General features: G+C 65.2%; 28 protein-coding genes. 25 read left to right on the forward strand and 3 right to left on the reverse strand.

What is annotated here, in order from left to right:
• The first annotated feature begins 48 nt into the window (after nucleotides 1-48).
• The 5 genes from EBBID32_RS01315 (at nucleotide 49) to EBBID32_RS01335 (ending at nucleotide 2,478) form a co-directional block, all read left to right on the forward strand.
• Nucleotides 49-513 (forward strand): hypothetical protein, encoded by a 465-nt coding sequence (locus EBBID32_RS01315; protein WP_006949384.1) that lies wholly within the window; start codon nucleotides 49-51, stop codon nucleotides 511-513.
• Complete coding sequence (locus EBBID32_RS01320) at nucleotides 500-841, forward strand: hypothetical protein (RefSeq protein WP_006949386.1); 342 nt, start codon at nucleotides 500-502, stop codon at nucleotides 839-841. The genes EBBID32_RS01315 and EBBID32_RS01320 overlap by 14 nt, the downstream gene beginning before the upstream one ends.
• The gene (locus EBBID32_RS01325) at nucleotides 838-1,329 is read left to right on the forward strand and encodes a hypothetical protein (protein ID WP_006949388.1); all 492 of its coding nucleotides are present in this window, start codon (nucleotides 838-840) and stop codon (nucleotides 1,327-1,329) included. The genes EBBID32_RS01320 and EBBID32_RS01325 overlap by 4 nt, the downstream gene beginning before the upstream one ends.
• Before the next feature lie 44 nt (nucleotides 1,330-1,373).
• Nucleotides 1,374-1,886, forward strand: a complete 513-nt coding sequence (locus EBBID32_RS01330) for a hypothetical protein (RefSeq protein WP_006949389.1) — start codon at nucleotides 1,374-1,376, stop codon at nucleotides 1,884-1,886.
• 88 nt (nucleotides 1,887-1,974) lie between these two features.
• Nucleotides 1,975-2,478 carry a hypothetical protein gene (locus EBBID32_RS01335; protein WP_006949390.1) on the forward strand — a complete coding sequence of 168 codons (504 nt, stop codon included), beginning with the start codon at nucleotides 1,975-1,977 and terminating at the stop codon, nucleotides 2,476-2,478.
• A 6-nt stretch (nucleotides 2,479-2,484) separates the two neighbouring features.
• On the opposite strand, the gene EBBID32_RS01340 is transcribed toward EBBID32_RS01335, so the two are convergent.
• Entirely contained in the window at nucleotides 2,485-3,717 is a 1,233-nt protein-coding gene (locus tag EBBID32_RS01340; protein WP_006949392.1) for a DUF1173 domain-containing protein, read from the reverse strand.
• A 222-nt stretch (nucleotides 3,718-3,939) separates the two neighbouring features.
• On the opposite strand from EBBID32_RS01340, the gene EBBID32_RS01345 reads away from it, so the two are divergent.
• Entirely contained in the window at nucleotides 3,940-4,629 is a 690-nt protein-coding gene (locus EBBID32_RS01345; protein WP_006949398.1) for a pentapeptide repeat-containing protein, read from the forward strand.
• A gap of 21 nt (nucleotides 4,630-4,650) precedes the next feature.
• Here the strand turns inward: EBBID32_RS01345 and EBBID32_RS01350 are convergent, their stop codons facing one another.
• Entirely contained in the window at nucleotides 4,651-4,839 is a 189-nt protein-coding gene (locus EBBID32_RS01350) for a hypothetical protein (protein ID WP_006949400.1), read from the reverse strand.
• A gap of 314 nt (nucleotides 4,840-5,153) precedes the next feature.
• On the opposite strand from EBBID32_RS01350, the gene EBBID32_RS01355 reads away from it, so the two are divergent.
• The 12 genes from EBBID32_RS01355 to EBBID32_RS01410 all read left to right on the forward strand — a co-directional run bounded on the left by EBBID32_RS01355 (nucleotide 5,154) and on the right by EBBID32_RS01410 (nucleotide 13,648).
• The gene (locus tag EBBID32_RS01355; RefSeq protein ID WP_006949401.1) at nucleotides 5,154-5,498 is read left to right on the forward strand and encodes a thermonuclease family protein; all 345 of its coding nucleotides are present in this window, start codon (nucleotides 5,154-5,156) and stop codon (nucleotides 5,496-5,498) included.
• Nucleotides 5,499-5,977: 479 nt separating this feature from the next.
• Nucleotides 5,978-6,313, forward strand: coding sequence for a single-stranded DNA-binding protein (locus tag EBBID32_RS01360; RefSeq protein ID WP_006949404.1), 336 nt, complete (start codon nucleotides 5,978-5,980; stop codon nucleotides 6,311-6,313).
• A gap of 501 nt (nucleotides 6,314-6,814) precedes the next feature.
• The gene (locus EBBID32_RS01365) at nucleotides 6,815-7,372 is read left to right on the forward strand and encodes a hypothetical protein (RefSeq protein WP_006949406.1); all 558 of its coding nucleotides are present in this window, start codon (nucleotides 6,815-6,817) and stop codon (nucleotides 7,370-7,372) included.
• Nucleotides 7,373-7,488: 116 nt separating this feature from the next.
• Nucleotides 7,489-8,001 (forward strand): MucR family transcriptional regulator, encoded by a 513-nt coding sequence (locus EBBID32_RS01370; RefSeq protein ID WP_006949408.1) that lies wholly within the window; start codon nucleotides 7,489-7,491, stop codon nucleotides 7,999-8,001.
• Between the two features lie 87 nt (nucleotides 8,002-8,088).
• Nucleotides 8,089-8,451 carry an antitoxin Xre/MbcA/ParS toxin-binding domain-containing protein gene (locus EBBID32_RS01375; protein WP_006949410.1) on the forward strand — a complete coding sequence of 121 codons (363 nt, stop codon included), beginning with the start codon at nucleotides 8,089-8,091 and terminating at the stop codon, nucleotides 8,449-8,451.
• A 17-nt stretch (nucleotides 8,452-8,468) separates the two neighbouring features.
• Nucleotides 8,469-9,020, forward strand: a complete 552-nt coding sequence (locus EBBID32_RS01380; RefSeq protein ID WP_006949412.1) for an RES family NAD+ phosphorylase — start codon at nucleotides 8,469-8,471, stop codon at nucleotides 9,018-9,020.
• A 155-nt stretch (nucleotides 9,021-9,175) separates the two neighbouring features.
• The gene (locus EBBID32_RS01385) at nucleotides 9,176-9,421 is read left to right on the forward strand and encodes an AbrB/MazE/SpoVT family DNA-binding domain-containing protein (protein ID WP_006949414.1); all 246 of its coding nucleotides are present in this window, start codon (nucleotides 9,176-9,178) and stop codon (nucleotides 9,419-9,421) included.
• Entirely contained in the window at nucleotides 9,418-9,807 is a 390-nt protein-coding gene (locus tag EBBID32_RS01390) for a PIN domain-containing protein (RefSeq protein ID WP_006949416.1), read from the forward strand. The genes EBBID32_RS01385 and EBBID32_RS01390 overlap by 4 nt, the downstream gene beginning before the upstream one ends.
• Nucleotides 9,808-9,865: 58 nt before the next feature.
• The gene (locus EBBID32_RS01395) at nucleotides 9,866-11,020 is read left to right on the forward strand and encodes an ImmA/IrrE family metallo-endopeptidase (protein WP_006949418.1); all 1,155 of its coding nucleotides are present in this window, start codon (nucleotides 9,866-9,868) and stop codon (nucleotides 11,018-11,020) included.
• Nucleotides 11,017-11,514, forward strand: coding sequence for a DUF4411 family protein (locus EBBID32_RS01400; protein WP_006949422.1), 498 nt, complete (start codon nucleotides 11,017-11,019; stop codon nucleotides 11,512-11,514). Before EBBID32_RS01395 ends, EBBID32_RS01400 begins: the two co-directional genes overlap by 4 nt.
• A 333-nt stretch (nucleotides 11,515-11,847) precedes the next feature.
• Complete coding sequence (locus tag EBBID32_RS01405; RefSeq protein WP_020997449.1) at nucleotides 11,848-12,903, forward strand: DUF2493 domain-containing protein; 1,056 nt, start codon at nucleotides 11,848-11,850, stop codon at nucleotides 12,901-12,903.
• 433 nt (nucleotides 12,904-13,336) lie between these two features.
• Nucleotides 13,337-13,648 (forward strand): hypothetical protein, encoded by a 312-nt coding sequence (locus EBBID32_RS01410; RefSeq protein ID WP_006949425.1) that lies wholly within the window; start codon nucleotides 13,337-13,339, stop codon nucleotides 13,646-13,648.
• A 161-nt stretch (nucleotides 13,649-13,809) separates the two neighbouring features.
• On the opposite strand, the gene EBBID32_RS01415 is transcribed toward EBBID32_RS01410, so the two are convergent.
• Nucleotides 13,810-14,037, reverse strand: coding sequence for a hypothetical protein (locus EBBID32_RS01415; protein WP_006949427.1), 228 nt, complete (start codon nucleotides 14,035-14,037; stop codon nucleotides 13,810-13,812).
• A gap of 514 nt (nucleotides 14,038-14,551) precedes the next feature.
• On the opposite strand from EBBID32_RS01415, the gene EBBID32_RS01420 reads away from it, so the two are divergent.
• From EBBID32_RS01420 to EBBID32_RS01450, 7 genes are all read left to right on the forward strand, one after another.
• A complete protein-coding gene (locus tag EBBID32_RS01420; protein WP_006949435.1) occupies nucleotides 14,552-14,800 on the forward strand; it encodes a hypothetical protein in 249 nt (82 codons plus the stop codon).
• Entirely contained in the window at nucleotides 14,787-17,120 is a 2,334-nt protein-coding gene (locus EBBID32_RS01425) for a type IV secretion system DNA-binding domain-containing protein (protein ID WP_006949438.1), read from the forward strand. The genes EBBID32_RS01420 and EBBID32_RS01425 overlap by 14 nt, the downstream gene beginning before the upstream one ends.
• Nucleotides 17,121-17,123: 3 nt before the next feature.
• Nucleotides 17,124-20,168 (forward strand): MobF family relaxase, encoded by a 3,045-nt coding sequence (gene mobF, locus EBBID32_RS01430; protein ID WP_006949439.1) that lies wholly within the window; start codon nucleotides 17,124-17,126, stop codon nucleotides 20,166-20,168.
• Entirely contained in the window at nucleotides 20,165-20,389 is a 225-nt protein-coding gene (locus EBBID32_RS01435) for a hypothetical protein (RefSeq protein ID WP_006949444.1), read from the forward strand. The genes mobF and EBBID32_RS01435 overlap by 4 nt, the downstream gene beginning before the upstream one ends.
• Nucleotides 20,390-20,391: 2 nt before the next feature.
• The gene (locus EBBID32_RS01440) at nucleotides 20,392-20,595 is read left to right on the forward strand and encodes a hypothetical protein (RefSeq protein ID WP_006949446.1); all 204 of its coding nucleotides are present in this window, start codon (nucleotides 20,392-20,394) and stop codon (nucleotides 20,593-20,595) included.
• 18 nt (nucleotides 20,596-20,613) lie between these two features.
• A complete protein-coding gene (locus EBBID32_RS01445; protein WP_037488129.1) occupies nucleotides 20,614-20,958 on the forward strand; it encodes a hypothetical protein in 345 nt (114 codons plus the stop codon).
• 201 nt (nucleotides 20,959-21,159) lie between these two features.
• A complete protein-coding gene (locus tag EBBID32_RS01450) occupies nucleotides 21,160-21,381 on the forward strand; it encodes a DUF5818 domain-containing protein (protein ID WP_006949450.1) in 222 nt (73 codons plus the stop codon).
• Nucleotides 21,382-21,447 lie beyond the last annotated feature (66 nt).

Consider the following 21,447-nt stretch of genomic DNA (forward strand, 5'->3'; position numbering starts at 1 on the left):
AGGGGGGCTTCGCCGGTCGGATCAGACCCAAGCGAAAGGACCTAGCCCATGGGCGACCGAGTCCCCGTCCACATCACCATCGGCGGCGTACTGCCGCGCGAACATCTCGAAGCCTTTGCCGCACATGCGGCGGGCTATGACCTGCGCACCGAGTGGGACGGCGAACCCTTCGATCCGGCGGAGCTCCCCCACGGCGAACCGCTCGAGCTTTACGGCACCGAACTCAACGGCGGGCAGATCCCCGAGATCGACGCCTTTTGCGCCGAGCACGGACTGCCGTTCCGCCGCTGGTCGGGTGGCTGCCCCGGCGCCTATCTTCCCGAGATCATCCTGTTCGATGGGCAAGGCCAGATGCGCGACTACACGGCGAGCGAAGACGAATACGTCCTCTTCCCGCCGTCGTGGATCAACAGTTTCACGCGGCTGCGCGATCTCAAACGCGAGATGGGTCGCGCCGAGCTGACCATCCCGGCCTTTGTGGTGACCGGAGGTGCGAGCGATGACCGTAGCTGATGGGGCCCTGCGGGCCACCTCGCGCGAGGCGGTGCTCGCCCGCTTCCCGCTATCGCGGGTGAGCGAGTCCTTCTTCGACGACATGCTCGGCGTCCTGCCGCCGGCGCACATCGCGGGCTTGCCGGGCTTCTTCGTCATCGAGGCGGTGAGCGAAGACATCCACGCCCAGTTCGTTGCTGCCGGCGGCCGCTTCTACGGCGGCTATGTTGGGCTCAAGGATCGCGCAGGCCTGATCACCCATGCGCGCATTGCGGCCTTCGATGCCGCCCATCCCGACGCGGTGGAACTCGCCTGGTATCCCGACGCCTGCGAGGAGGCAGCGCGATGAGCCGGCACCGGATCCTCGAATTCGGCGCCGGTCCCGCCGATGAGCCCTGCGCGCAGCTCGGGCAATGCGCAGACTTTGCCGCGGCCAACACCCTCGAACTGCTCGCCTACAAGGCCGCAATCATTGCCATCAACGGCGAGCCGCCGCTGCCGCTCGGCTTTGCCCTTGTCGCCAATGTCCATGATTTCGGGACATACCGGACCTTGTGGCTGGTCTCGGCGGAAATGCCCTTGCCGGAAGGCGCTCAGGCCTGGCTCGACGACCTTGTGGAACCAGCCACCTGGATCGCGGCGGGATTTCCGCAGCCGGTGACCTACGAGGGCTCGCGCGCCGTCATGCGCCCATTCCGCGACGTGGTCGCTGCCGCGCTCCAGATCACCCGGGCGAACGCCGACGGCAGCTTTTTCCCCGCTGCGAACGCGGTGCTCCACCGCAACCTGCTCGCCGCCTACGGTCCTGCCAGGGTCGCTGCCGCCGACACCGGGTAAGGGGAGGGGGCTGGAGCAGGCGTTCCTAAAGGGAGTCCAAGTCCATGCCTCGCTTCTATGCCGGGATCGGTGCGCGCGCGACACCGCCCGAGATCCTCAGCCTGATGACCCGCGCCGCCTTCGCGCTCACCAAGCGCGGCTATGTCCTGCGCTCGGGCCACGCCATCGGCGCCGACAGTGCGTTCGAGCGCGGAGCCGGCCGCGATGCGCAGATCTTCCTGCCGGCGGCGGGCTGGCGCGGCTCGGCAAGCGAGTTCCATCCCGAGACGCTCGGCGACCAGCTCTGGGGCAGGGCGCGCATCATCGCTGCCGCGCACCATCCGGCCTTTGCCGGGCTCTCGGCGTTCGTCCAGGCGCTTCATACCCGAAACGCGTTCCAGGTCTTGGGCTGCTCGCTCGATAGCCCTGCGGAATTCGTGTTGTGCTGGACCGCCGACGGCGAGGCTTCGGGCGGCACCGGCCAGGCGCTGCGCGTTGCCGCCAGCCACGGCGTCCCCGTCTTCAACCTCCAGAGGCCGCGGACACGCGCCCACGTCGAGCGCCACCTCATCCTCTGACCCGTTCAATTCCGCGCGGGTCCGCCGTTCTATCCCTTGCCTTGGCAACGGGACGTGGGGCGCGCGCTGCAACACGAAAGTCCCAGCCATGTCCTCGATTACGCTCACGCTTGAACTTGCCTGCACCCGCGAGGAAGCCGCGCGCTTCGCCGCGGTCGAACTGTTCCTCGCCGAAATGGCTGAGAACGCCGAGGCCGAGCCCCCGGCCGAACTCGACGCGGTCTTCGGCGTGAGGCCTCGCGAGACGATCCTCGGCCTTGCCGGCCACCCGCAGCCGCTTGGGATCACCTGCCGGTACGACCGCGAGGGTGGCGTAATGACGCTCGCTGCGTCGGGCGGCAAACCGAACCTCGCCGCGCTCCCGGTGCTGCTGCTCTGGCTCTATCCCGACAAGCTGCCCATCGCCTACTCGGTCCACGTAACCGAACGGCCCGAACTCGCGGTCTGGACGATCGTGGGCCTCAATCGCATCGAGATCACCCAGCACGAAAGCGAGGTCGCCGCGCGGCTCGAGGCCTTGCGGGCGATTGGTGACACGCCCCGGCGTCTCGACCTGCTGCCGACCAAACCGCTGCCCCGATCGGACGACTGAGCCTGCTCAGGCGGCCTGCTGACCATCCCAAGTTCGCCGCGGCGGCCGGCTGACGCGGGCCGGGAGCGGCTCGCCTTCCTTCCACAGCAAGTGTGCGACGCCTTGCCCGGCGAGCAGCGCTTCCAAGGGTTCGGCCACCTCGTTGTCGCGGTCATGGATGTGGATGGCACTCGCTTCCTCGCCGGTGTCCTTGAGTACCAGACTGGCGATCGGCGTGTCGGTGTCGAGATTGACGCGCAGGCCCTTCACGAACCGCCGCTTCTCCGCCACCGCCTTGCCGACAAGATAGCGCTCGTCGCTGGTTTCGTAGGGGAGCCATTCTCCCGTTACCGGCATCAGCGCGACCTCAATGAGGTCGAAAGTGCCCTCTCGCCGCCGCGCGAACGAGCCGGCGAGAACCAGATGGCCGCTTTTGCCGTTCGGCCCATCCTGCGCTTGCCACAGCGCAAGTTCGCCCGCGAACCGCTTGTGGAAGCGCCGCGCCATGTCCTGGTCCATCACAAAGGGCATGTCGCCGACATGGCGCAGGACGATTCTTTCTGCGCCGTGCGCGGTCACGATCTCCTTGATCTCGCCCACGACCACCATCATATCGCCCTGCGAGGCATAGACCCGGGCGAGGGCCGCGCGGCGGCGGGCCCGGATCTCTTCCTTCTCTTCGATCTTGAAGCTCTCGGGCACGAACAGCACGTGGGGCAGGGCTTCCTGCTTGGCCCGGCAGCTTGCCGCTGCCTCGAGCAACGCGCGGCGCACGACGAACCATGTCCGCTTGCCCGCCATCTTCGGATGCCAGTGTGTGAGTTCGGCCCGATCCCAGAGGACGTGCAGCAGCCCCCGCATCGACAGCTTCTGGCCCGAGGACTTCACCGTCGGCTTGTCGTTGGTGAGTGCCGCGGGGGCGAGCCGGGCGGCCCCGCGCGACAGCGGGAAGCCGAGTTTGAGGCTGGTCTCGCCGCTCGCCTCATCGTCGAGCACGGCTGACCCACGGACCTGGCCCATGCCGGTGAGATAGTCTGGCGCTTCGTAGTGATCGCAGGCGGTCGCATGACGCGCGCCCGAGCCCGGCCAGCGCGCGAGCACGTAGCGGTTCTGCCGGTGCGAGATGTAGAGGGGGAGCTCGGTTCCCTTGCGGCATTCGCAATGGACCGGGCTTTTGCGCTCGTAGGCGTCGCGCAAGATGAGCTGAAGTTCATCGCCTTCGGCCACGCTGCGGCCGAGCACACGGTATCGCTGGATCATTGGGTCTCTCCAATTTCTCGCGATCGACGCTGCCCGTTCGACCTCTCGCGCATCTCCTTCAGGTTTTCGCGGCCCCGGATGGGCACGCTGGGCTCAGACTATGATAGCCGCTCGGTCGCCGCAAGCCCGCCGAGCGGGCGCCTCGAGCCTGCCGCTGCACAACCGTGGAGGCCGCCGGCGGTTTGCTGGCGTGGCGGCATATGCCGCGCTACCGGTCCTGTGATGGATAACCTTTTCGCTTCGCAGCCCATCGCGGGCGCCACCCTGGCGCGCAGCGACATCGAGCGCCTGATCGGCGGGGCGGCGCGCACACTCATCGACTGCGACCTCGAGGAGGCGGACCTCTCCGGCCTCGACCTCACCCGCTGGCGCTTCGAACGCTGCAACCTGCGGCGCAGCGATCTTGCAGGGGCAAAGCTCGAAGGCACGGTCTGGCAGGGCTGCCGGGGACCGTTCGCCAACTTCTCGGGTGCCAACCTCAGCGAAGCCGAGTTCATCGGCGGTGACTGGAACAATTGCGCGATGCGCCGCGCGAGCCTGACCTCGACCCGCTTCACCGGCTCCAAGCTCACCGGCGCCGATTTCACCGAGGCGCGCGCCATGCACATCCACTTCGAGGAAGTGCTGCTGGTCTCGGCAAAGCTGCCCGGTTTCTCGTTCCGCAAGGAAGCCCTGCGCCGGGTCGACCTGTCCGGTGCCGATGTGCGCAAGGGCGATTTCCGCATGACGGTGTTCGAGGACTGCTCGCTGCGCGAGGCGATGGTCGCCGGATCGCGCTTCGAGGGCTCGGACCTGCGCGGCGCCGACCTTGGCGGGCTGCGCCTGGTCGATGCCGGGCTGTTTCGCGGAGCGACGATCTCGCGCGAGCAGGCTGGGCAATTGCTCGGCGAACTGGGGCTCAACGTCCGGTAGGATCCGAACCCCGGGGGCGGATCACCGGTCCTGCTGTGCGTCCCGTTCCAGGGTCTCGGTCACGCCTTCGGCAAGCCCGAGGCACAGCGCGGCTTCCTCGCGGGTGAGCCTGATCTCTTCAGTATCCAACACGCCTAGCTTCGTGCGCAGGACCTGCGCCATCGCGCGCGCCACCTGCAGGGCGCTTGGCATCATCCGTGGTTCAGGCATGGGCCGGAATCCTTTCCCTTCGGCGGCTCTGCCTGCGGCAGTTGGGCCGGACAGGTCGCATTGGAGCGCATTAATAACGGTTTTGCCGGGATGTGGCGAGGTGAGGAGGGAAGGGGGCACCCCGACACCCGCGCCCCACGCGGGCACCGCGGCGACCCGCTCTACTTGCTAGGGCGGAGCGTCGGCGCTGTCGCACCGCCGCCCACCCAAGCTCGCCGGCATGAATGCCGGCCCTTCGGGTGACGATCGGGGCCAGGGGGGAGATGTGGCAAGGCTGGTTGGCGCAGGCGGGCGAGGGCGCTAGGTTCCGCCTCATGCCGATCCTCCTTGCTGCCGCCGCGCTTTGCCTCGCTCCTTCCGTCCACGATGGCGACACGATCCGCTGCGGCCGAGAGCGGGTCCGCATTGCCAGCATCGATGCGCCCGAATTGCCGGACAGCCCCAAGTGCCAGGACCGACGGCGCTCTTACGCATGGTGTGACTTTGCCGCGGGCGAAGCCTCGCGCGCTGCCCTGACGCGGCTGCTGTCGCGCGGGCAGGTCATGATCACGCGGCTTGGCACCGACCCCTATGGGCGGACGCTCGCCACGGTCTCGGTGAACGGCGTCGACGCCGGCGACTATCTGGTCGCGCAAGGCCTCGCGCGGCCCTGGCGCTAGGCATCCCTATCGAGGGGGCGAGCCTTACCCGCCTGCGGGCGCCACCTTTTGCAATGGACGGGTCGCCAGACCGTAGCGCGTGACGCGGGACGGGGAGGGGCTAGGTGCGGCCTCGTGTGACCCCAGGCGTCTCTAACCGGCATGGTGCGGGGCGAGGGAGACAACGCTCGCTGGCGCGGGCGCTGGCGGGTAGGAGCAGGTCCTGCCGAAAGGACCGAGGCTGACGGGTCTGAGCTTTGCGGGGATCCGCAGGCTTGACCTGACGAAACCGCCCTTCGTTTGCCGATGAACCGATGCGGCGCCAGTCCCTGGCCGCAACCCAAAAGCAGCGGACCGTGAAGCCCTTGCGGGCTTGCCGCACCACTCCTCGCTTTTGGGTTTCCCGCGCATGCGCGCGGTGCGGGCCCGGGCCTATCGGCGCCGCCTGACCTGTTCATCGGCGGGCGGTTCCGCCGAGTTCAAGCCACGGAGATAACCCCATGAAGAACCTCGTCATCCTGATCGGCCGCATCGCCGCCGCTCCTGAAACCCGCCACGCTGGCGAGACCGCGATCACTTCGTTCACCCTCGTCACCGATCGCCCCAAGCTGGTCGACGGCAAGACGGTCAAGAACGAGGCCGGCTACACCGAAACCCTCGCTGAATTCCACCGCGTCACTGCCTTCAATGGCCTCGGCACTTCGGTCGCCAAGCACAAGAAGAAGGGCGACCTGGTCGAGGTGCAGGGCCGCCTCCACTACTCGAAGTGGACCGACCGCGAGGGCGTCGAACGCTACGCGGTCGAGATCGTCGCCGAGGAAGTCCTCTTCCTCTAGACCCGAGCCCGGGAGGCGGCAGCGCCGCCTCCCATTGGGCCAAGGCCAGTCCCCCGAGCACTCATGTAGTTGCTGCGAAGGGCGAAACAGCGGTTGCGAAAAAGGCAACGCGCGGCGTCTATTTCGCACTTGCAGCATGAAGGCGCCCGACCCATATGAAGGGTGCCTTTCAGGCATCCTCTCCCAAAACTTTCCAAGGGGCTGGCTCACGCTGGCCCCATTTTTTTGCCTGCCGGGTCGGGCTTGCACCCTTCCAGGCATGGCATCTGTGACACTTTGCCCTCGCGTGGAGTGTCATTTTGCATCGCCCGCGTGACCAGTGCTGAGGGCGATCCGGCGATCGGGCCAGCTTGAGGATCCGAATGGCCGAGAGATCGGCTTTGACGCGACTGGCCGCGCATGTCCGGCAGCGCCGCTGGGTGAAGTGTCACGGGCGACAAACGACATGGCGGAGTACAAGGGGGATTCACAGGATTCACCTTTTGTGCTCAATACTGCTCAATGGAACGAGCCCAAGAAATCACTGGTGTCGGCGGGATCTATGCGGTCCTGGTCGAAGCCTCGAACCGCCCGCGCTACGCCTTCCTTGTCCTCCAGCTTGTCGCCGAGATTGCCGACGGCCGAGGGCAGGCCGGGCCGTTCGTCGCGCAAGGCGGCGTCCCGGTGCTCCTGCGCGAATGGCTCTGCTCCCAGCTTCTCCCCATGAGCGCGCAGCCTGCCCGCCGCGCGGCGTTGCGCGCACGCGTTGCCGAGGGGCTGAAGGCCGACCTTACCGGGAAGCCGGAGTTCGACGCGGCGCGGATCGAGGTCGCGGTCGAGGAGCAGGTCCAGGCCGTGGGCCGCGCCAATGTCAGCCGCGCGATCTCCGATCTGGTCCGCGCTGGGCTGATGACCCGGCACTATGCGGGCTACGCCACCAACCACAAGAACCGCGGCGGCGGGCGCCATGCGGTCTATGTGGTCAAGCCCGGTGTGCTTGCGCTGCTGCGCAGGCCCGCGCCGATAAGGCGACTAGGTGCGGCGTCCTCAAATCCGCAGGGCGACCTCTTCGCGGCCTGAACCGGACCATCGAGCCCTCAAGCCGCGCCAGGCGCGCGGCTGCGCGGCCCCTCTGGCGTGGTGGCGACCGATCGCCTAGGAGCCCCTGATCCGGGAATTGGAAAGGTCTCGCCCGCATGGAAAACGAAGCACTGCTGGATCATGTCGCCGACATCGTCTCTGCCCATGTCAGCAACAATTCGGTGGCTGCCGCGGACCTGCCGGGCCTGATCCAGGCGGTCTACGCTTCGCTTGCCGCGCTTGGACAGGCGCCGGAACCGGCCCCGGAAGAGTTGAAGCCTGCCGTTTCGGTGCGTTCCTCGGTCAAGCCCGACGCGGTTACCTGCCTTGAATGCGGCGAGAAAATGAAGATGCTCAAGCGCCACCTCGGCACCGAGCACGGCCTGACGCCCGCCGAATACCGGGCGCGCTGGAGCCTGCCTGCCGATTACCCGATGGTCGCGCCCGACTATGCCGCCAAACGCAAGGAGCTCGCGGTCAGGATCGGCCTGGGCCGCAAACCCGGCCAGAGCCCGAAGGCTGTGGCCAAAGTTGCATCGGAAGCTGCGGCCGGGGCAGCACCCAAGGCGCAGCCCAAGGCCGCCGCGGCCCCGGCAAAGCGCAAGAAGCTCGGCGTCGCCTTCGGCTAGGTCTGAGCGGCGGCCCGTGGGCCGAACTTGACATTTTGCGCCTTCCGCCGCATATACTGCCTCATAAATCGGCAAATGGTGAGGCACATGGCAAGCGCGGCATTCCTGAGCGAAGTCACCGGCGAGAAAGGCGTCTCGCCCGACCGCCTGTCGGCGGCCTTGCACATCACCAAGTCGGAACTGGCGCTGGCGGCCGGATTGTCGCGCGATGCGGTGTCCAAGGCTGCCCGCAGCCAGAGCGTGGTCACCCAGGCGCGGTTGCGTGAGGTGAGCGAAATCATCAACCGTGTCATCCCCTGGGCGGGTAGCGAACTGGCTGCCTATGCCTGGTACCGCTCGCAGCCGCTGCCTTCGTTCGGTGACGCCACGGCCGAAGAACTCGTCCGCCAGGGCCTCGGCGAGAAGGTCCGGGCCTATCTCGGCCGGATCGCCGCCGGTGGGTTTGCCTGATCGGCGGCAATCTCAAGGTGGCGCTTTCCTTCAGCCGGTTCGACGGCCTCGTCTACCGCGCGCATCATCCGGCCTGGGCCTACGATCCTGTATCCGGCGAAGGTGCAAAGCTCCATGGCGGACGGTTCAACCGCATTGGCACGGCCTGCTTCTACGCGGCGCTGAGCCTCGAGACGGCCTGGCTTGAAGCCCAGCAGGGCTTCGCCTTCAAGGCGCAGCCGCTGACCATCTGCAGCTACCGCGCCGAGATTGCCGATGTGCTCGACCTCACCGATCTCGCGGTACGCGAGCGAGCCGACGTCACCCTCACGCAACTGAGCTGCGCGTGGGAGCGGCTTGCCGCTGATCGCAAGCCGGTTCCGACCTGGGAGCTTGCCGACCGGCTGATCGAGGCGGGTTGCGCGGGCGTCATCGTCCCGAGCTTTGCCTCGCGTGCGACACCCGACGATCGCAACCTTGTGCTGTGGTCGTGGGGCCGCGAAGCGCCGCATCACCTCGAAGTGATCGATGACGAGCAGCGCTTGCCGCGCGATCAATCGTCGTGGCAGGACGGTCCTAAATCCATCTAAGACATTGATATTATTTAACATAAGCTTTATTATCAAGCTGAGCGATCGTGCCACGATGTGCCGTTCGTGACACGTTTGCAATTTTGTGGCATATGGCCCCTGAATTGGCTCACGCGCGCGCTTCGCGACGCGTTCGCCGCATCAGGAGCAGTGCCATGACGGTACAAGTGACGATCACGCCCAATGGCCGGATGAGCCTGCCGGCCGAGATCCGCAAGCGGCTCGGCCTGGCCGGCGGCGGCGCGCTGCTGGTCGAGGAAACCGAGGACGGCGTGATCCTGCGCACGGTTGCGCAGTCGATCGCCCACGCCCAGGCGCTGGCGAAGAAATACACCGAAGGCAACGCTGCCGCATCGGTCGATGCCTTTCTTGCCCGCCGCCGTGAGGAATCGGGCGAATGAGCGAAGTCGTACTCGACGCCTCCGCGCTGCTTGCCCTGCTCCGGGACGAGCCCGGCGCGGGCAAGGTCGCCGATGCGATCGGCGCCTCGCGCATGTCGAGCGTCAACTACGCCGAGGTCGTCAGCCACTTCATCCATGCTGGCATGCCCGCCGACCAGGTCGACGCCATGCTGCGGCCCCTGCCGATGGCGATCGTCGAGGCAGACCAGGCGCTCGCCACCATCGCCGGGCGCCTGCGCGCCGCGACGGCCGAGGCCGGCCTGTCGCTCGGCGACCGTTTCTGCCTGGCGCTCGCGCGCCGGGACGGTCTTCCGGCGCTCACTGCCGACAACCAGTGGCGCACCGTCGCGGACGCGGCCGGTGTCGCAGTGTCGGTGATCAGGTGATGCCAGGCAATTCCATGCGGTCTTGCCGCAGAGTCCAATGCAAGACTACTAAGTACCCATGACGCGGGCGGCCATCCATCCTGAGCTTCTGACCTGGGCGCGCGAGCGTGCAGGCAAGAGCCCGGAAGATCTGGACCACCGCTTCCCCAAACTTGCCCTGTGGGAGGCCGGAGACGCGCAGCCCACGATCAAGCAGTTGCAAGCCTTCGCCGATGCTGTCCATGTGCCGGTTGGCTATCTGTTTCTTCCTGCTCCGCCTCATGAGCAATTGCCGATCCCAGATTTTCGGACGGTCGATGGCCGCGCCATTCACCGCCCCAGTCCCAACCTCCTCGACATGGTCTATGCCTGCCAGGAGCGCCAGGGATGGTTCAAGGACTATGCCCGGGCCGTGCGGCTGCCCGAACTCGCGTTTGTCGGCAGTGCCTCGCTGAATGACAAGCCAGTCGCTGTGGCAGCGCGGATGGCTGAAGCGCTAGGCTTCGACCTAGAAGCGCGTGCTGCCTGCCGGACCTGGGAGGAGGCTCTGCGACTCTTCATTGGCCACGCCGACGCGCTCGGCGTACTGGTGATGGTAAGCGGCGTCGTTCTCAGTAACAATAACCGCAAGCTCGATCCGGAAGAGTTCCGCGGCTTTGCCCTTGCCGACACCCAGGCGCCACTGGTGTTCATCAACGGATCGGACAGCAAGTCCGCTCAGATGTTCACGCTTGCCCATGAACTCGCGCACCTCTGGCTTGGTGCCACTGCGATATCGAATGCCAGCGCCGCGCCGGTCGCGGGTTTCCGGCGTGAGGAAGTCTGGTGCAACGCGGTCGCAGCTGAATTACTCGTGCCATTGGTAACGCTACAAGCCGATCTCGTCGCGGATGAAGCAATTGACGACGCCGTCGCTCGTCTCACGCGTCGCTACAAGGTCAGCAGCCTTGTCATTTTAAGACGTCTTCTCGATGCCGGTTGGCTGACCCGGGCTGCCTTCGAGGCCGCATGGGCTGCCGAGCGCGCCCGACTGCGAGTGATCGCAGAACGAAGCGGCGGCGGCGGCGACTTCTATCGTACGACCCTGTCTCGCGTCAGCCGCCGTTTCGCCCGCGCCCTGGTCGAAAGCACGCTTGAGGGCCAGACCCTTTACCGTGATGCCTTTCGTATGCTCGGTGTTGCGAAGACCGAGACCTTCAACCACATCGGGCAGGAAGTAGGGGTGCTGGCTTGACCCGTTACCTGCTCGACGCGAACGTCTTCATCCAGGCAAAGAACCTTCACTATGGCTTCGATTTCTGCCCTGCCTTTTGGGAATGGCTGGTAGATCAGAACGCAGCCGCGATTGTCGCAAGCATCGAGAAGGTCAGCGACGAACTCGTAGGCGGCGGTGACGAACTTGCGAACTGGGCCCATGCCCGAGGCAAGGGCTTTTTCTTGCCACCCGACGACGCGGTTCTCCCTGCCTTGGGAGAGGTGAGCGCCTGGGCCACTGGGCAAGCCTATGAGCCCGCCGCAATCGCGACTTTCTTGCAAGTCGCCGATTATTGGCTGGTGGCACATGCCAAAGCCCACGACTGCGTCGTGGTGACTCACGAAGTGCCTTCGGCTTCGGTACGCAAGATCAAGATCCCAAATGCATGCATCGGTCTCGGCATTACCTGCATGAGCCCATACGAAATGCTCCGCCGTGAACGAGCAAGGTTCGTATTGGGAGCAGCCGTCTAATTCGTTCCTGGAATGTGTTTTGCGGTTAACCCCGAACGCCCCAATGGGGTTCGGGGGCAAAACCGTAATCTCTCTCTCATCTCGGTGGCTGAGCGAAATCAGCATCGCCATAGCATGACGCCTGGGAGATTGGCGGCCGTCAAGGATCGCGGGTGCCCCCCGATTTTGGCCTGCTGCGGCTACCGCCTTGCGAGCAAAAATCGGCTCCCCCCACGCCCGCGACACGCGGCGGCAGCGCGTGCGCGCCGCCGTCCCTGACTGCCTGACTCCGGCGTCCTTCCGATGGGCATCTTTCATCAGCGTGATGAGAGACAATTCCTTTTGGAGGTTATCATGACGGACCGTTTCTCGAACTTCGCCGACCTTGCCGAACACTATGCGCGCGAAATCGCCACGCCCGACTACGCCCGGGCATTCATGGAGCAGACCGAACTGGCCAAGCTCTCGATCGAGCATGAGCCGAGCGCTGCCGAAATGCCCGACCCCGAGGTGGCGCAGGCGGCAATCGAGATGATGCTGGCAACGGTCTTCGACCTGTTCCGCGACACCCGGATGGAGGACTTCGCGAGTGAAGTCGCATGGGGCGTGGCCAACAGTTTCCATGTCGTCGCCAAACGCCTCGATGACCGCGAGGATTCCATGGCGAACCGGTTGCAGGAGAAGCTGCGCGAATACGATCCTAGCGAGGTCTACGCGACTGACCTTGAGGACCTCACCATGCAGGCCCGCAGCCTTGCCGAATGCCGCGATGCGATGGAGTGCATGCGTGACCATGCCGCACGGATCTACCTTGTCGAAACCGGGCGGCCCTTCTCGCCGGTGCGTGGGTCCAGGGTGTCGTCCAAGACCAATGCCTCGATGATCGAAGCACGCGACTATCTCGCGGCACAGAAGGCGCAGCGGCGCGAACAGTTTGCCCCATCGGGTCCGGTCGTGGTGTTCTCGGGCGGACAGCAGTTCACCGACATTGCCCTCGTTGAAGACTATCTCGATGCGATCCATGCCCGGGTCCCGTCGATGGCGCTGGCCACGACCGCACAGAACAAGGGCGCGGACGTGATCGCGGCAGCCTGGGCATCGCGCCACAATGTGCCAGTGATCCTGTGCAAGCCAGATACCTCGCGGGGACCTTCGGCACCCTATCAGCGCAACGCACGTATGCTCGCCTTCAAGCCTGTCGAGGCGGTGGTGTGCAGCGGCGGCGGCATCCAGGCGAACCTTGCCGACCGGCTCCGGGAAGCACGCATTCCCCTCCACATCGTGCGCGACGCTTCGGTCCAGAACGACACTCCGGCGGCGCGGACCAATCCCGCAGCGCAAGCTGAGCGGCCTGCGATGAAGCGCACGGCATGTGGCACCGTCAATGGCGATGAACTCCCGCCGTTCTGAGCGGGGCCTGCTCTGATTGCATCAACCAGAAGGGTGTCCGGCCTCACCGCCGGATGCCCTTCTTTTGTGTCGACCCGGACGCACACTGTCATGGCCCGGCTCGCTCGCTTCTTGCCCTAGCCAGTAACGGCCTGACGGCCTGCTGGCGGGGGCGCGAAGGCTTCGCATCGGCCGGGCGGACGAGACCCGTGCCTGGGACCACCGGGGGTGCTGCCCAACAGGGTTAAACACTCTCGTAGAATTCCAAGCATGATGGCCGCCATTGGCCCGCGTCAAGAAGGGCGGTTCCCCCAATTTTTACGCCTGAAGAAGGCGAAAAAATCGGCTCCCCCACCCCCGCTGCGCGGCGGGCCGCGGGCGGCCCGTTCCTGACCCGGGCCAAGCTCGGCCATCCCGGAGGAGACCTCTTCAATTCCTTTGACAGGAGGCTCACATGAACGCTCTTACCAAGACCCTCGAAATCCCGGCTTTCGACTCCATCAGCTATGACGCAGCAGTGCGCGCCGCGACTATCCGGGCCCAGCACAGCTTCTTCGATCAGCACGTCATTGAGGACGCGTTCGGCTGCTATCTCGCCATCGACGAGGGCGACTACAACGCCCTGCCTCAGGACCTGATCGACCGGATCGTCCATTCCGTCCCAGGCATGATGGCCGACGACTTTGACGAAGCGAACATCGCCCGCGCCGCGAGCTTCATGAGCGTGGTGATGGATCCCGAATGGGACGCCGACTGCCCGTTTTGAAATGATCATCGACCGCAGCGCCGGAGGGCACCGACAAGGGGCTCTCCGGCCCCTTTTTTGCGTGTCCAGATAAAGCACAGCCGGGGCCCCCTCGCCTGCCTGCGCAAGGCAGGCAGCAACTTTGGGAACCCCGGCTGCGCTGGCCTCTGTCGAGGCCGGTTTCAGCTTGCCCGAAGGCGCTTCTCGGCTTCGTCCAGACCGAGCTTTCCGAGAGCGGCGAAGAATGCTTCGACCCTCTCGAACGGCGCCTTGCCGAGAACCGACTTGTGCATCAGCTCGACGCTTGCCGCCCGCTCGCTTGTCCGCAGTTTCGCCTCGCGCGCTTCCAGCGCTTGACGCTCCTTTGCGATTGCCTGTCTTTCGGCTTCGAGACTTCCTTTTCTGGCCATGGTTGTACCTCGTAGGTTGGTGCTGAAACCTCCCGCGCGCGAGGATCGGCATCTCGGCCCGCTTGGCAAGCCCCCTGCCGCTTTCTGCCTCGGTTGCCCCTGCCGATCCTGGGCAATGCCGCAGCGCCGGCATGCCGCTGACAGGCCGTGCAAAGCCCGCCCGGATTCGGCTTAGATCCCCCAAAACCACGAGCCATCAGAGCTACAGGATCAAAGGGAAAGGGTGCAGACCGTACACGGCAGTGCCGTCCCAGAACTGGCGGAAATGCGTGCGTTTACAGGTGATGCGATATGATGCGCTTTGTAATACAGTAAGGCGCAGGCGTCCGAACCTCCTGAATATCCGGGATTCTAGTGGTATTACAATGTAATACGCGGGCCCTCAGCCATGCCTTTGCTTGCCAAGGTTTGGAGGATCGCCTAAAACAGGCATCGCGCAATCCCCGCCGGGTCCTTTTCGAAGGGTTTGGCGATGACAGAAACAGTTCTGATTACGGTCCGGCTTCCGCAAGCCTTGGCCGATGCCGCGCAGGCGGCGGCGAGCGCAAAACAGGTCTCCCGTTCCAACCTGCTGCGAATCGCACTGGAGCATTTCCTCGGGACCATTTCGGGAACCTCGGAACAGGACCGGCGCCGGCAGTTCTCGTCCGAATATCTGTTCCTCGTTGCCGACCTCATTGTCCAGCGCCAGTACCCCGACGTTCATACCGCGCTGATCACCGAAGCCGAGGCGCGGATGGAGGCGGTTTGTGCCGCGTCCTGACACCTGGTCGGACCAGGCGCGGCCGGGCAAACTCCAGCACCATTCGGCGCGCGGAAGCATGCCGCGCAACGCCGGTGATTTCACCCGCGGATCGCAGCTCATCACCCACGAATTCATGATGTGGTTCGCCTCGGCGAAGATGCCGCTGTTGGTGTGGTTTTTCACCTTCCTCCTGGCGCTCTCGATCGTCCTCGCTCTGCTCCTCCACGAGCACGAGGTTCAGATGATCCTGATGCGGATCTACGCCGGGGGGTGGACCTTCATGGAGTTCAATCCGCGCAAGATCCTCAACTTGACGCTGCCCTCGGGCGAAGTGATCCCGGCGCCCGTTTCGATGATCGCTAGCCATCCCGATGTCGTGATCGCCTGGAACAAGCTGATGCGCGCGATTTGGGGTTCGCTGTTCATCTCGCTGTTCGTCGCCGTGCCGATCGCGGTGTGGTTCATCGACTTCTCGAAACGGCGGGGCAAGTCGATCCTCGAAGAGCGACACCAGCGCGGTGCCATGCTGGTTGATGGCGCCCAGCTGGCCGATGTCATCAACGCCCACAACCGCGATATGCTCGGGCTGGAAGTCGACCAGAGGTTGCCCGGCCGAACGCTCCAGGATGTCCTCGCGATGCCGCTCATCGAGCGCAAGGCTGCGGGCATCCACCACGCCTACTCGATGGCCGACGTGCCGTTCCCGTGGCGGACCGAGCAGGCTCATACCATCATGATCGGCTCGACCGGAACCGGCAAGACGACCCAGATGCGCGCTCTCATCGCGCAGATGCGCGTGCGGCGCGACCGGGCAGTCGTGTTCGACCTGACCGGGGCCTACGTCGAGGCGTTCTACAACCCCCAAACCGACACCATTCTCAACCCGATGGATGAGCGCTGTCCGAGTTGGTCGGTGTTCGCCGAAGCCAAAAATCACGCCGACTTCACCGGGATCGCCGCTGCCCTGCTTCCCGCCGACGGCGGCGGCGCAGAACCCTTCTGGATGCTGGCGGCGCGCACGCTGTTCGTCGAGACGTGCATCAAGCTCATCAAGCTTGGCGAGGCGACCAACCAGGCACTCGCTAGCCGGCTGATGATGGCCGACCTCAAGGAAGTCCATAAGCTCCTCGAACATACCGTAGCTGACCCGCTGACCGCGCCCGAGGCAGCCAAGATGGCCGAGTCCATCCGCGCCGTATTCAACACCAATGCCCAGGCGTTGCGGTTCCTGCCCGAAGGCAAGGAACCGTTCTCGATCTCCGATTGGATCCGCGCCGAAGACAAGCCGGGCGCCATTCTGTTCATCACCTCCTCGCACAACGAACTGGTGCTCAACCGGGCGCTGCTGTCGCTCTGGATGAACCTTGCGGTCCACACGCTGATGCGCCTGCCGCGCACCCGGGACCTGCGCACCTGGTTCTTCTTCGACGAGGTCCATGCGCTGCACCGCCTGCCCGCGATCGAGGACGGCTTGCAAACCGCCCGCGGCTTTGGCGGGGCCTTCGTGCTCGGCATCCATTCTTTCGCCAAGCTGGCCGAAACCTATGGCAAGGAAGGAGCGCAGAACCTCGCCTCGCTCGCGCGAACCAAGCTGATTCTGGCTGCCGCCGATCGTGACACCGCCGAGCACTGCTCGGACTACATCGGTCACCGCGAAGTGCGGATGATGGATGAGGCCTACAGCTACGGCTATTCCAACATCCGCGACGCCGCGACGATCACCCCGCGTTCGGAAGTGCAACCGCTCGTCCTGCCCGATGACATCATGAAGCTGCCTTCGCTGAGGGGCTTTCTCGTGTTCCCCGAAGGCTTCGATGCCGCCCGGATCAAGCTTACCTACAAGGACTATCCCAAGGTGGCCGAAGGCTACGTTCTGCGCCAGCATGTTGAGCCCATCGAATTCAGGCGGGAACCGCAGGCTGATGACGGCGATGAGGCGGGCGGCCGCGAAACCAAGAACGAGCCCGAACTGGCCCGGGACACCGAGCCCGATGAGGCTTTGAGGCACGCCCGTTCTGTCACCCCGAGCCAAGAAGAACTGAACTTCCCGGTACCGCCGCCGATCGGTCCCAGCGATCTCCCGGTGTCGAGTTTGGGGCGCTCGATGATTGTCAGCCAGCAGATCGCTGGTGGTCCGTCCCAGCCCCATGCCCGCGATCCCGAGGCGGGACCGAAGTCGGTCCAGCAACCGGCAAAGACTGCGCCCCAGCGTCAGTCGCAGGCCGCCCGTGAGCTGGGCGAAGCGGTCGAAGAACGGGGCCGTGATGGCCGCACGCGCGAGGGCGCCAAGGAAGCCGAGCTGGATAGTCCCATCCCCGATGACGGACCGGAGATGTAGGCCATGCATTCCATCGCATCCGTCCGGTCGTCGAGCGGCGCAGCCGACTATTTCGCGAGCGACAACTACTATACGCCTGAGGAAAACGCGGAAGCTGGGGTCTGGGGCGGAGAGGGTGCGCGCGCACTCGGACTTGAGGGTCAGGTCGAGCGGGATCAGTTCGAGAGCATCCTCAATGGGCGCCTGCCCGATGGTGAGACGGTTGGACAGGTCGAAGGGCGACGCCTGGGTCTCGATCTCACCTTTTCGATGCCCAAGTCCGCTTCGATCCTGGCACTTGTCAGCGGTGACCGACGGATCCTCGATGCGCATCTTGCTGCCGTCAAATCGACCATGTCGCAGCTTGTCGAGAAGCAATTCGCCGAGAGCCGCAACTACGAGCGCAGCCGCAGCGGCGAACCCCAGAAGACCGGCAATCTCGTCTATGCCCTGTTCGCCCATGATACGAGCCGCGCGCTCGATCCGCAGGGGCACATCCATGCTGTGGTCGCCAACCTGACCCGCGATCCCAAAGGGACGTGGAAGGCGCTGTGGAACGGCGAGATCTGGAAGAACAACACCACTATCGGACAGTTCTACCATGCTGCTTTCCGTGCCCAATTGCAGAAGCTTGGCTACGAGACTGAAGCTGCCGGCAAGCACGGCTCGTTCGAGATCAAAGGCGTCCCCGCTGAAGTCATCAAGGCATTCTCGACCCGGGCCAACGAAATCGAGGCCAAGATTGCCGAAACCGGCGCCACCAGCCTTGCGACCAAGAAGCAGATAACGCTCTATACCCGCGATCCGAAACTAGCGCCCGAAGATCGCGGCGCGTTAGTCGAAGGCTGGCAGCAGCGCGCCGCCGCCCTTGCGTTCGATGGCAAGGATCTGGTGGCCGAAGCCAAGGCACGGGCTGAGGTACAGGCCCGGCCCACGTTCCGCGAAACAGCCACAGCCGCATTCGGCGAGATTGCCACCCGCATCAACGCGGCGCTGCGCACCCCAAGCCCGCTCGCGGTGAGCGGGGCGGCAGCCCTTTTCATGCCTGCCGAAACGATCAAGGCCCAGCACGCCACCGCATCGGCCATCCGTCACCTTTCCGAGCGCGAAGCCGCTTTCTCGCCGCAGGCGATCCTGGCGAGCGCGCTCGGGTTCCAGATCAAGGGACTCGAAGGGGGCGCAGTGATTCAGCGGATCGGCGAACTCATGCGCGATGGCCACCTGATCCCCGGCAAATCGGACCGGCTCGACGGTCACTTCGACCTCGTGACCACGCCGGCCGCATTGGCGATGGAACAGAAGATCCTCGACACGATCGACCGGGGGCACGGCGAGGGCCGGGTTTTCATGCCGCCCGAGACGGCGATGGCCCGGCTGCAGGAGGCTGCGCGCGAACTTGGGCAGACCCGCGCCGGGGTCGATAGCTGGCAGCTCAACGAAGGCCAGTTGGCCGCGGGCGTAGCTATCCTCTCCGGAGGCGACCGCTTCCTCAACATCCAGGGCGTCGCGGGTGCGGGCAAATCCACCCTGCTCGGAGCGCTCGACAAGGTGCTGGGTGACGAAGGCGTCAAGCTCGTCGGCCTTGCCTTTCAGAACAAGATGGTTGCCGACCTGCGCGGCAGGGGCGGCCAGGGCATGTCGGCCGACCAGATGCGTGAGGCGGGAATCGAGGCTTACACGATCGCCAGGTTCCTCAGCACCTATGCATCGGCTGCTGCAGCCGGTTCGGGCGAACGGTTCGAGGCGGCCAAGACGGCTTTAGCCAATACCGTCATCATCACTGACGAGAGCTCCATGGTCTCCTCGCGTGATATGCTACGCCTGACCACGCTCGCCGAACAACTCGGCGTCGCCAAGGCGCCGTTCATGGGCGACCGCCAGCAGTTGTCGGCGATCGAGCAAGGCAAGATGTTCGCGGTCTCGCAGGCTTCAGGCCAGGCGACTGTGCGGATGGACGAGAACATCCGGCAGAAGAACTCCCCGCTGCTTCTCGCTGTCGCCGGGCTCTCGAACGAGGGCCATGCCGGCCTCGCGCTCGAACTCCTCGCCGCGCACGAACGCGTGATCGAGGCCGGCCCCGACCACGTCGCCCGCGCCGCCGAGCTGTGGCTGTCGCTAAGCCCTGAGAAGCGCGAGGTGACCGCGATCTTTACCGCCGGGCGCGACGACCGCGCCGAGATCAACGCACGGGTGCAGGCGGGGCTCCTGAAGGAGGGCACGCTCACTGGTGCCGGCGTTGCGCTTACGACGCTGCAAAGCGCGAACGCGACGCGCGAAGAACTGCGTTTCGCCTCGACCTACCGGGTCGGCCAGGTGCTCGAGGCGCGGATGGATGTGCGCGAGATTGGCCTCAGGCGCGGCGAGTATCAGGTCAGTGAAGTGCGCAAGGACGGCAAGGTCGTGCTCGAGCGCGATGGCAAGCGAAAGGCCATCGATCCGGGCCGCATCAACCCCGACCACCGCTTCGACCGGCTCGGGCTCTACGAGCAGAGGCAGATCAGGATCCACGACGGCGAGACGGTGTTCTGGCGCGACAAGGACGCAGGCCGAGACATTGCCAAATCGACCTATGCCACGGTGCTCGAGGCTCGCGCCGAAGGAATCCGTGTCGAGCTGGCCGACAAGCGGCAACTGGTCCTCGCGCCCGGCGACCCGATGCTGCGCCGCCTCGACCTCGGTTATGCGCTCAATGCCCATATGGCGCAGGGGATGACCAAGCCGGAGGCGATCGAGGTGATCTCGTCCGCGCAGCGCAATCTCGCGACCCAGCGGACCCAGAACGTCCTCAATACGCGCGCGACCGACGACATGGTGGTCGTTACCAACAACCTCGAGTCCCTCAAGCAGCAGCTTGACCGCACCCCCGGCAACAAGACGTCCGCGCTTGAAGTCACCGGCAAGGTCGAGGTCGAGCCGCGCCATTCCAATCCGATCGATAGTCGGCAGGTCCCCGAACTCCGCATGAGCCCGGAGCTCAAGGCCAAGCTCGATGCAGTACTGGGGCCTGCGCCCCAAACGCCGGTGCGCCAGCTCCCCGTCCCTGAAAAATCGCTGGGGCTCGACCTGTGAGGGCGCGGTTCACCGTTTCGGCCGAAGCCGCAGCGCGCGTGTTCGACCGCGCGCATTCGACGCTGGTCTGGCTCGCGGTCCTCGTTGTCGTCCTGCCCGAGCCTGCCGTGCGGGGCCTGGCGATCGCGGCGATGGTCGCAGTGGCCCTGGCGGCGAGCGTCGTCGCCTGCCTTGCCAAGGGCGGCCCCCCTCACCGCCCAGCACCGCAATCTGGAGACTGATCATGGCCTATGAGCATGATGAAATCGGCGACTTTGCCAGCGAGCGCGATGCGCAGGACTGGGCCGAACGCAACAACATCGATCCCACCGATCTCCACTTCCGCGACCGCGGAAAGCGGGGTGTCACCCTGAGCGTGCGCCGGTCGGCGCTCGGGGATTCTTCGAACGCCGACCTCTCGTTCGGTCGCCGAACCGGCTTTTTCTAAAACCCAAGGAGCCTGAAGATGAAGCGATATCTCTGCCTGATAGGAGCCATGCTCGCCGCCGCGGCCACCCCTGCCTTGGCCTCGGAAGCGCGGCCCTCAGGGCCGACTGCCCACGTTGCTGCCCAGCGAACCGCCGATCACCAGGTGATGTCCGAGCAGGTCCGGCAAGGTCTCAGCCAGCTGCGCGAGACGCTCGAGGCCCGCAAGCGCGAAGCCAAGCAACGGGCGGCGGCCGCCCAGAATGAAGCCAGCGGCCTATGCTCGGACTGCCCCGAGAAGAGCGCCGAGGCACATCACCATTCCGTCAGCGAAGAGCGCGAGGCCGACTGCCCCGAGTGCACCGACCGCGCGATCTACGCCTGATGGGGTGCGGCGCGGTTCGGGCCACCTCCCACCGGACCGCGCCGCTTTCCCGGCTGCATTCCTTGCATTTCTACATCTGACACCGGGAGTGCGCGTTGGCAGGAAGCTGTCGTTGGGATTTTGCCTCGTCTGCTGCTAGAGACGTCCTTGCTTGGAATCGCTTCCTGCAATGCCCCCATCACCCGCGAACCAGTCTTGCCTATGAACCGCCCTGTCCGCCTTACAGCCAACACGATCATCGGAACGCTCGAGGCCGGTCCTCGCGGGCCGATCCTTCGCGACGCTGAAGGCGTAGCCTGGCGACTGCATTTCGGTGAAGAACCGGTGCCTGATCGCCTTGATGGAAAGGTGAATGTGCGCGGCAAGATCGTTCAGCCCGACAGGATCGATGTCGAATTCTGGACGCCGCTGGCCGGTGAGTGATGAAATTGGGTTGGCAAAGTTTGGCCGTCCTTACCAGCTTATTGAACGCTTCAAGTTAGGCCGGGC

The sequence above is a fragment of the Sphingobium indicum BiD32 genome, from assembly GCF_000382885.1.
Taxonomy (GTDB): Bacteria; Pseudomonadota; Alphaproteobacteria; order Sphingomonadales; family Sphingomonadaceae; genus Sphingobium; species Sphingobium japonicum_C.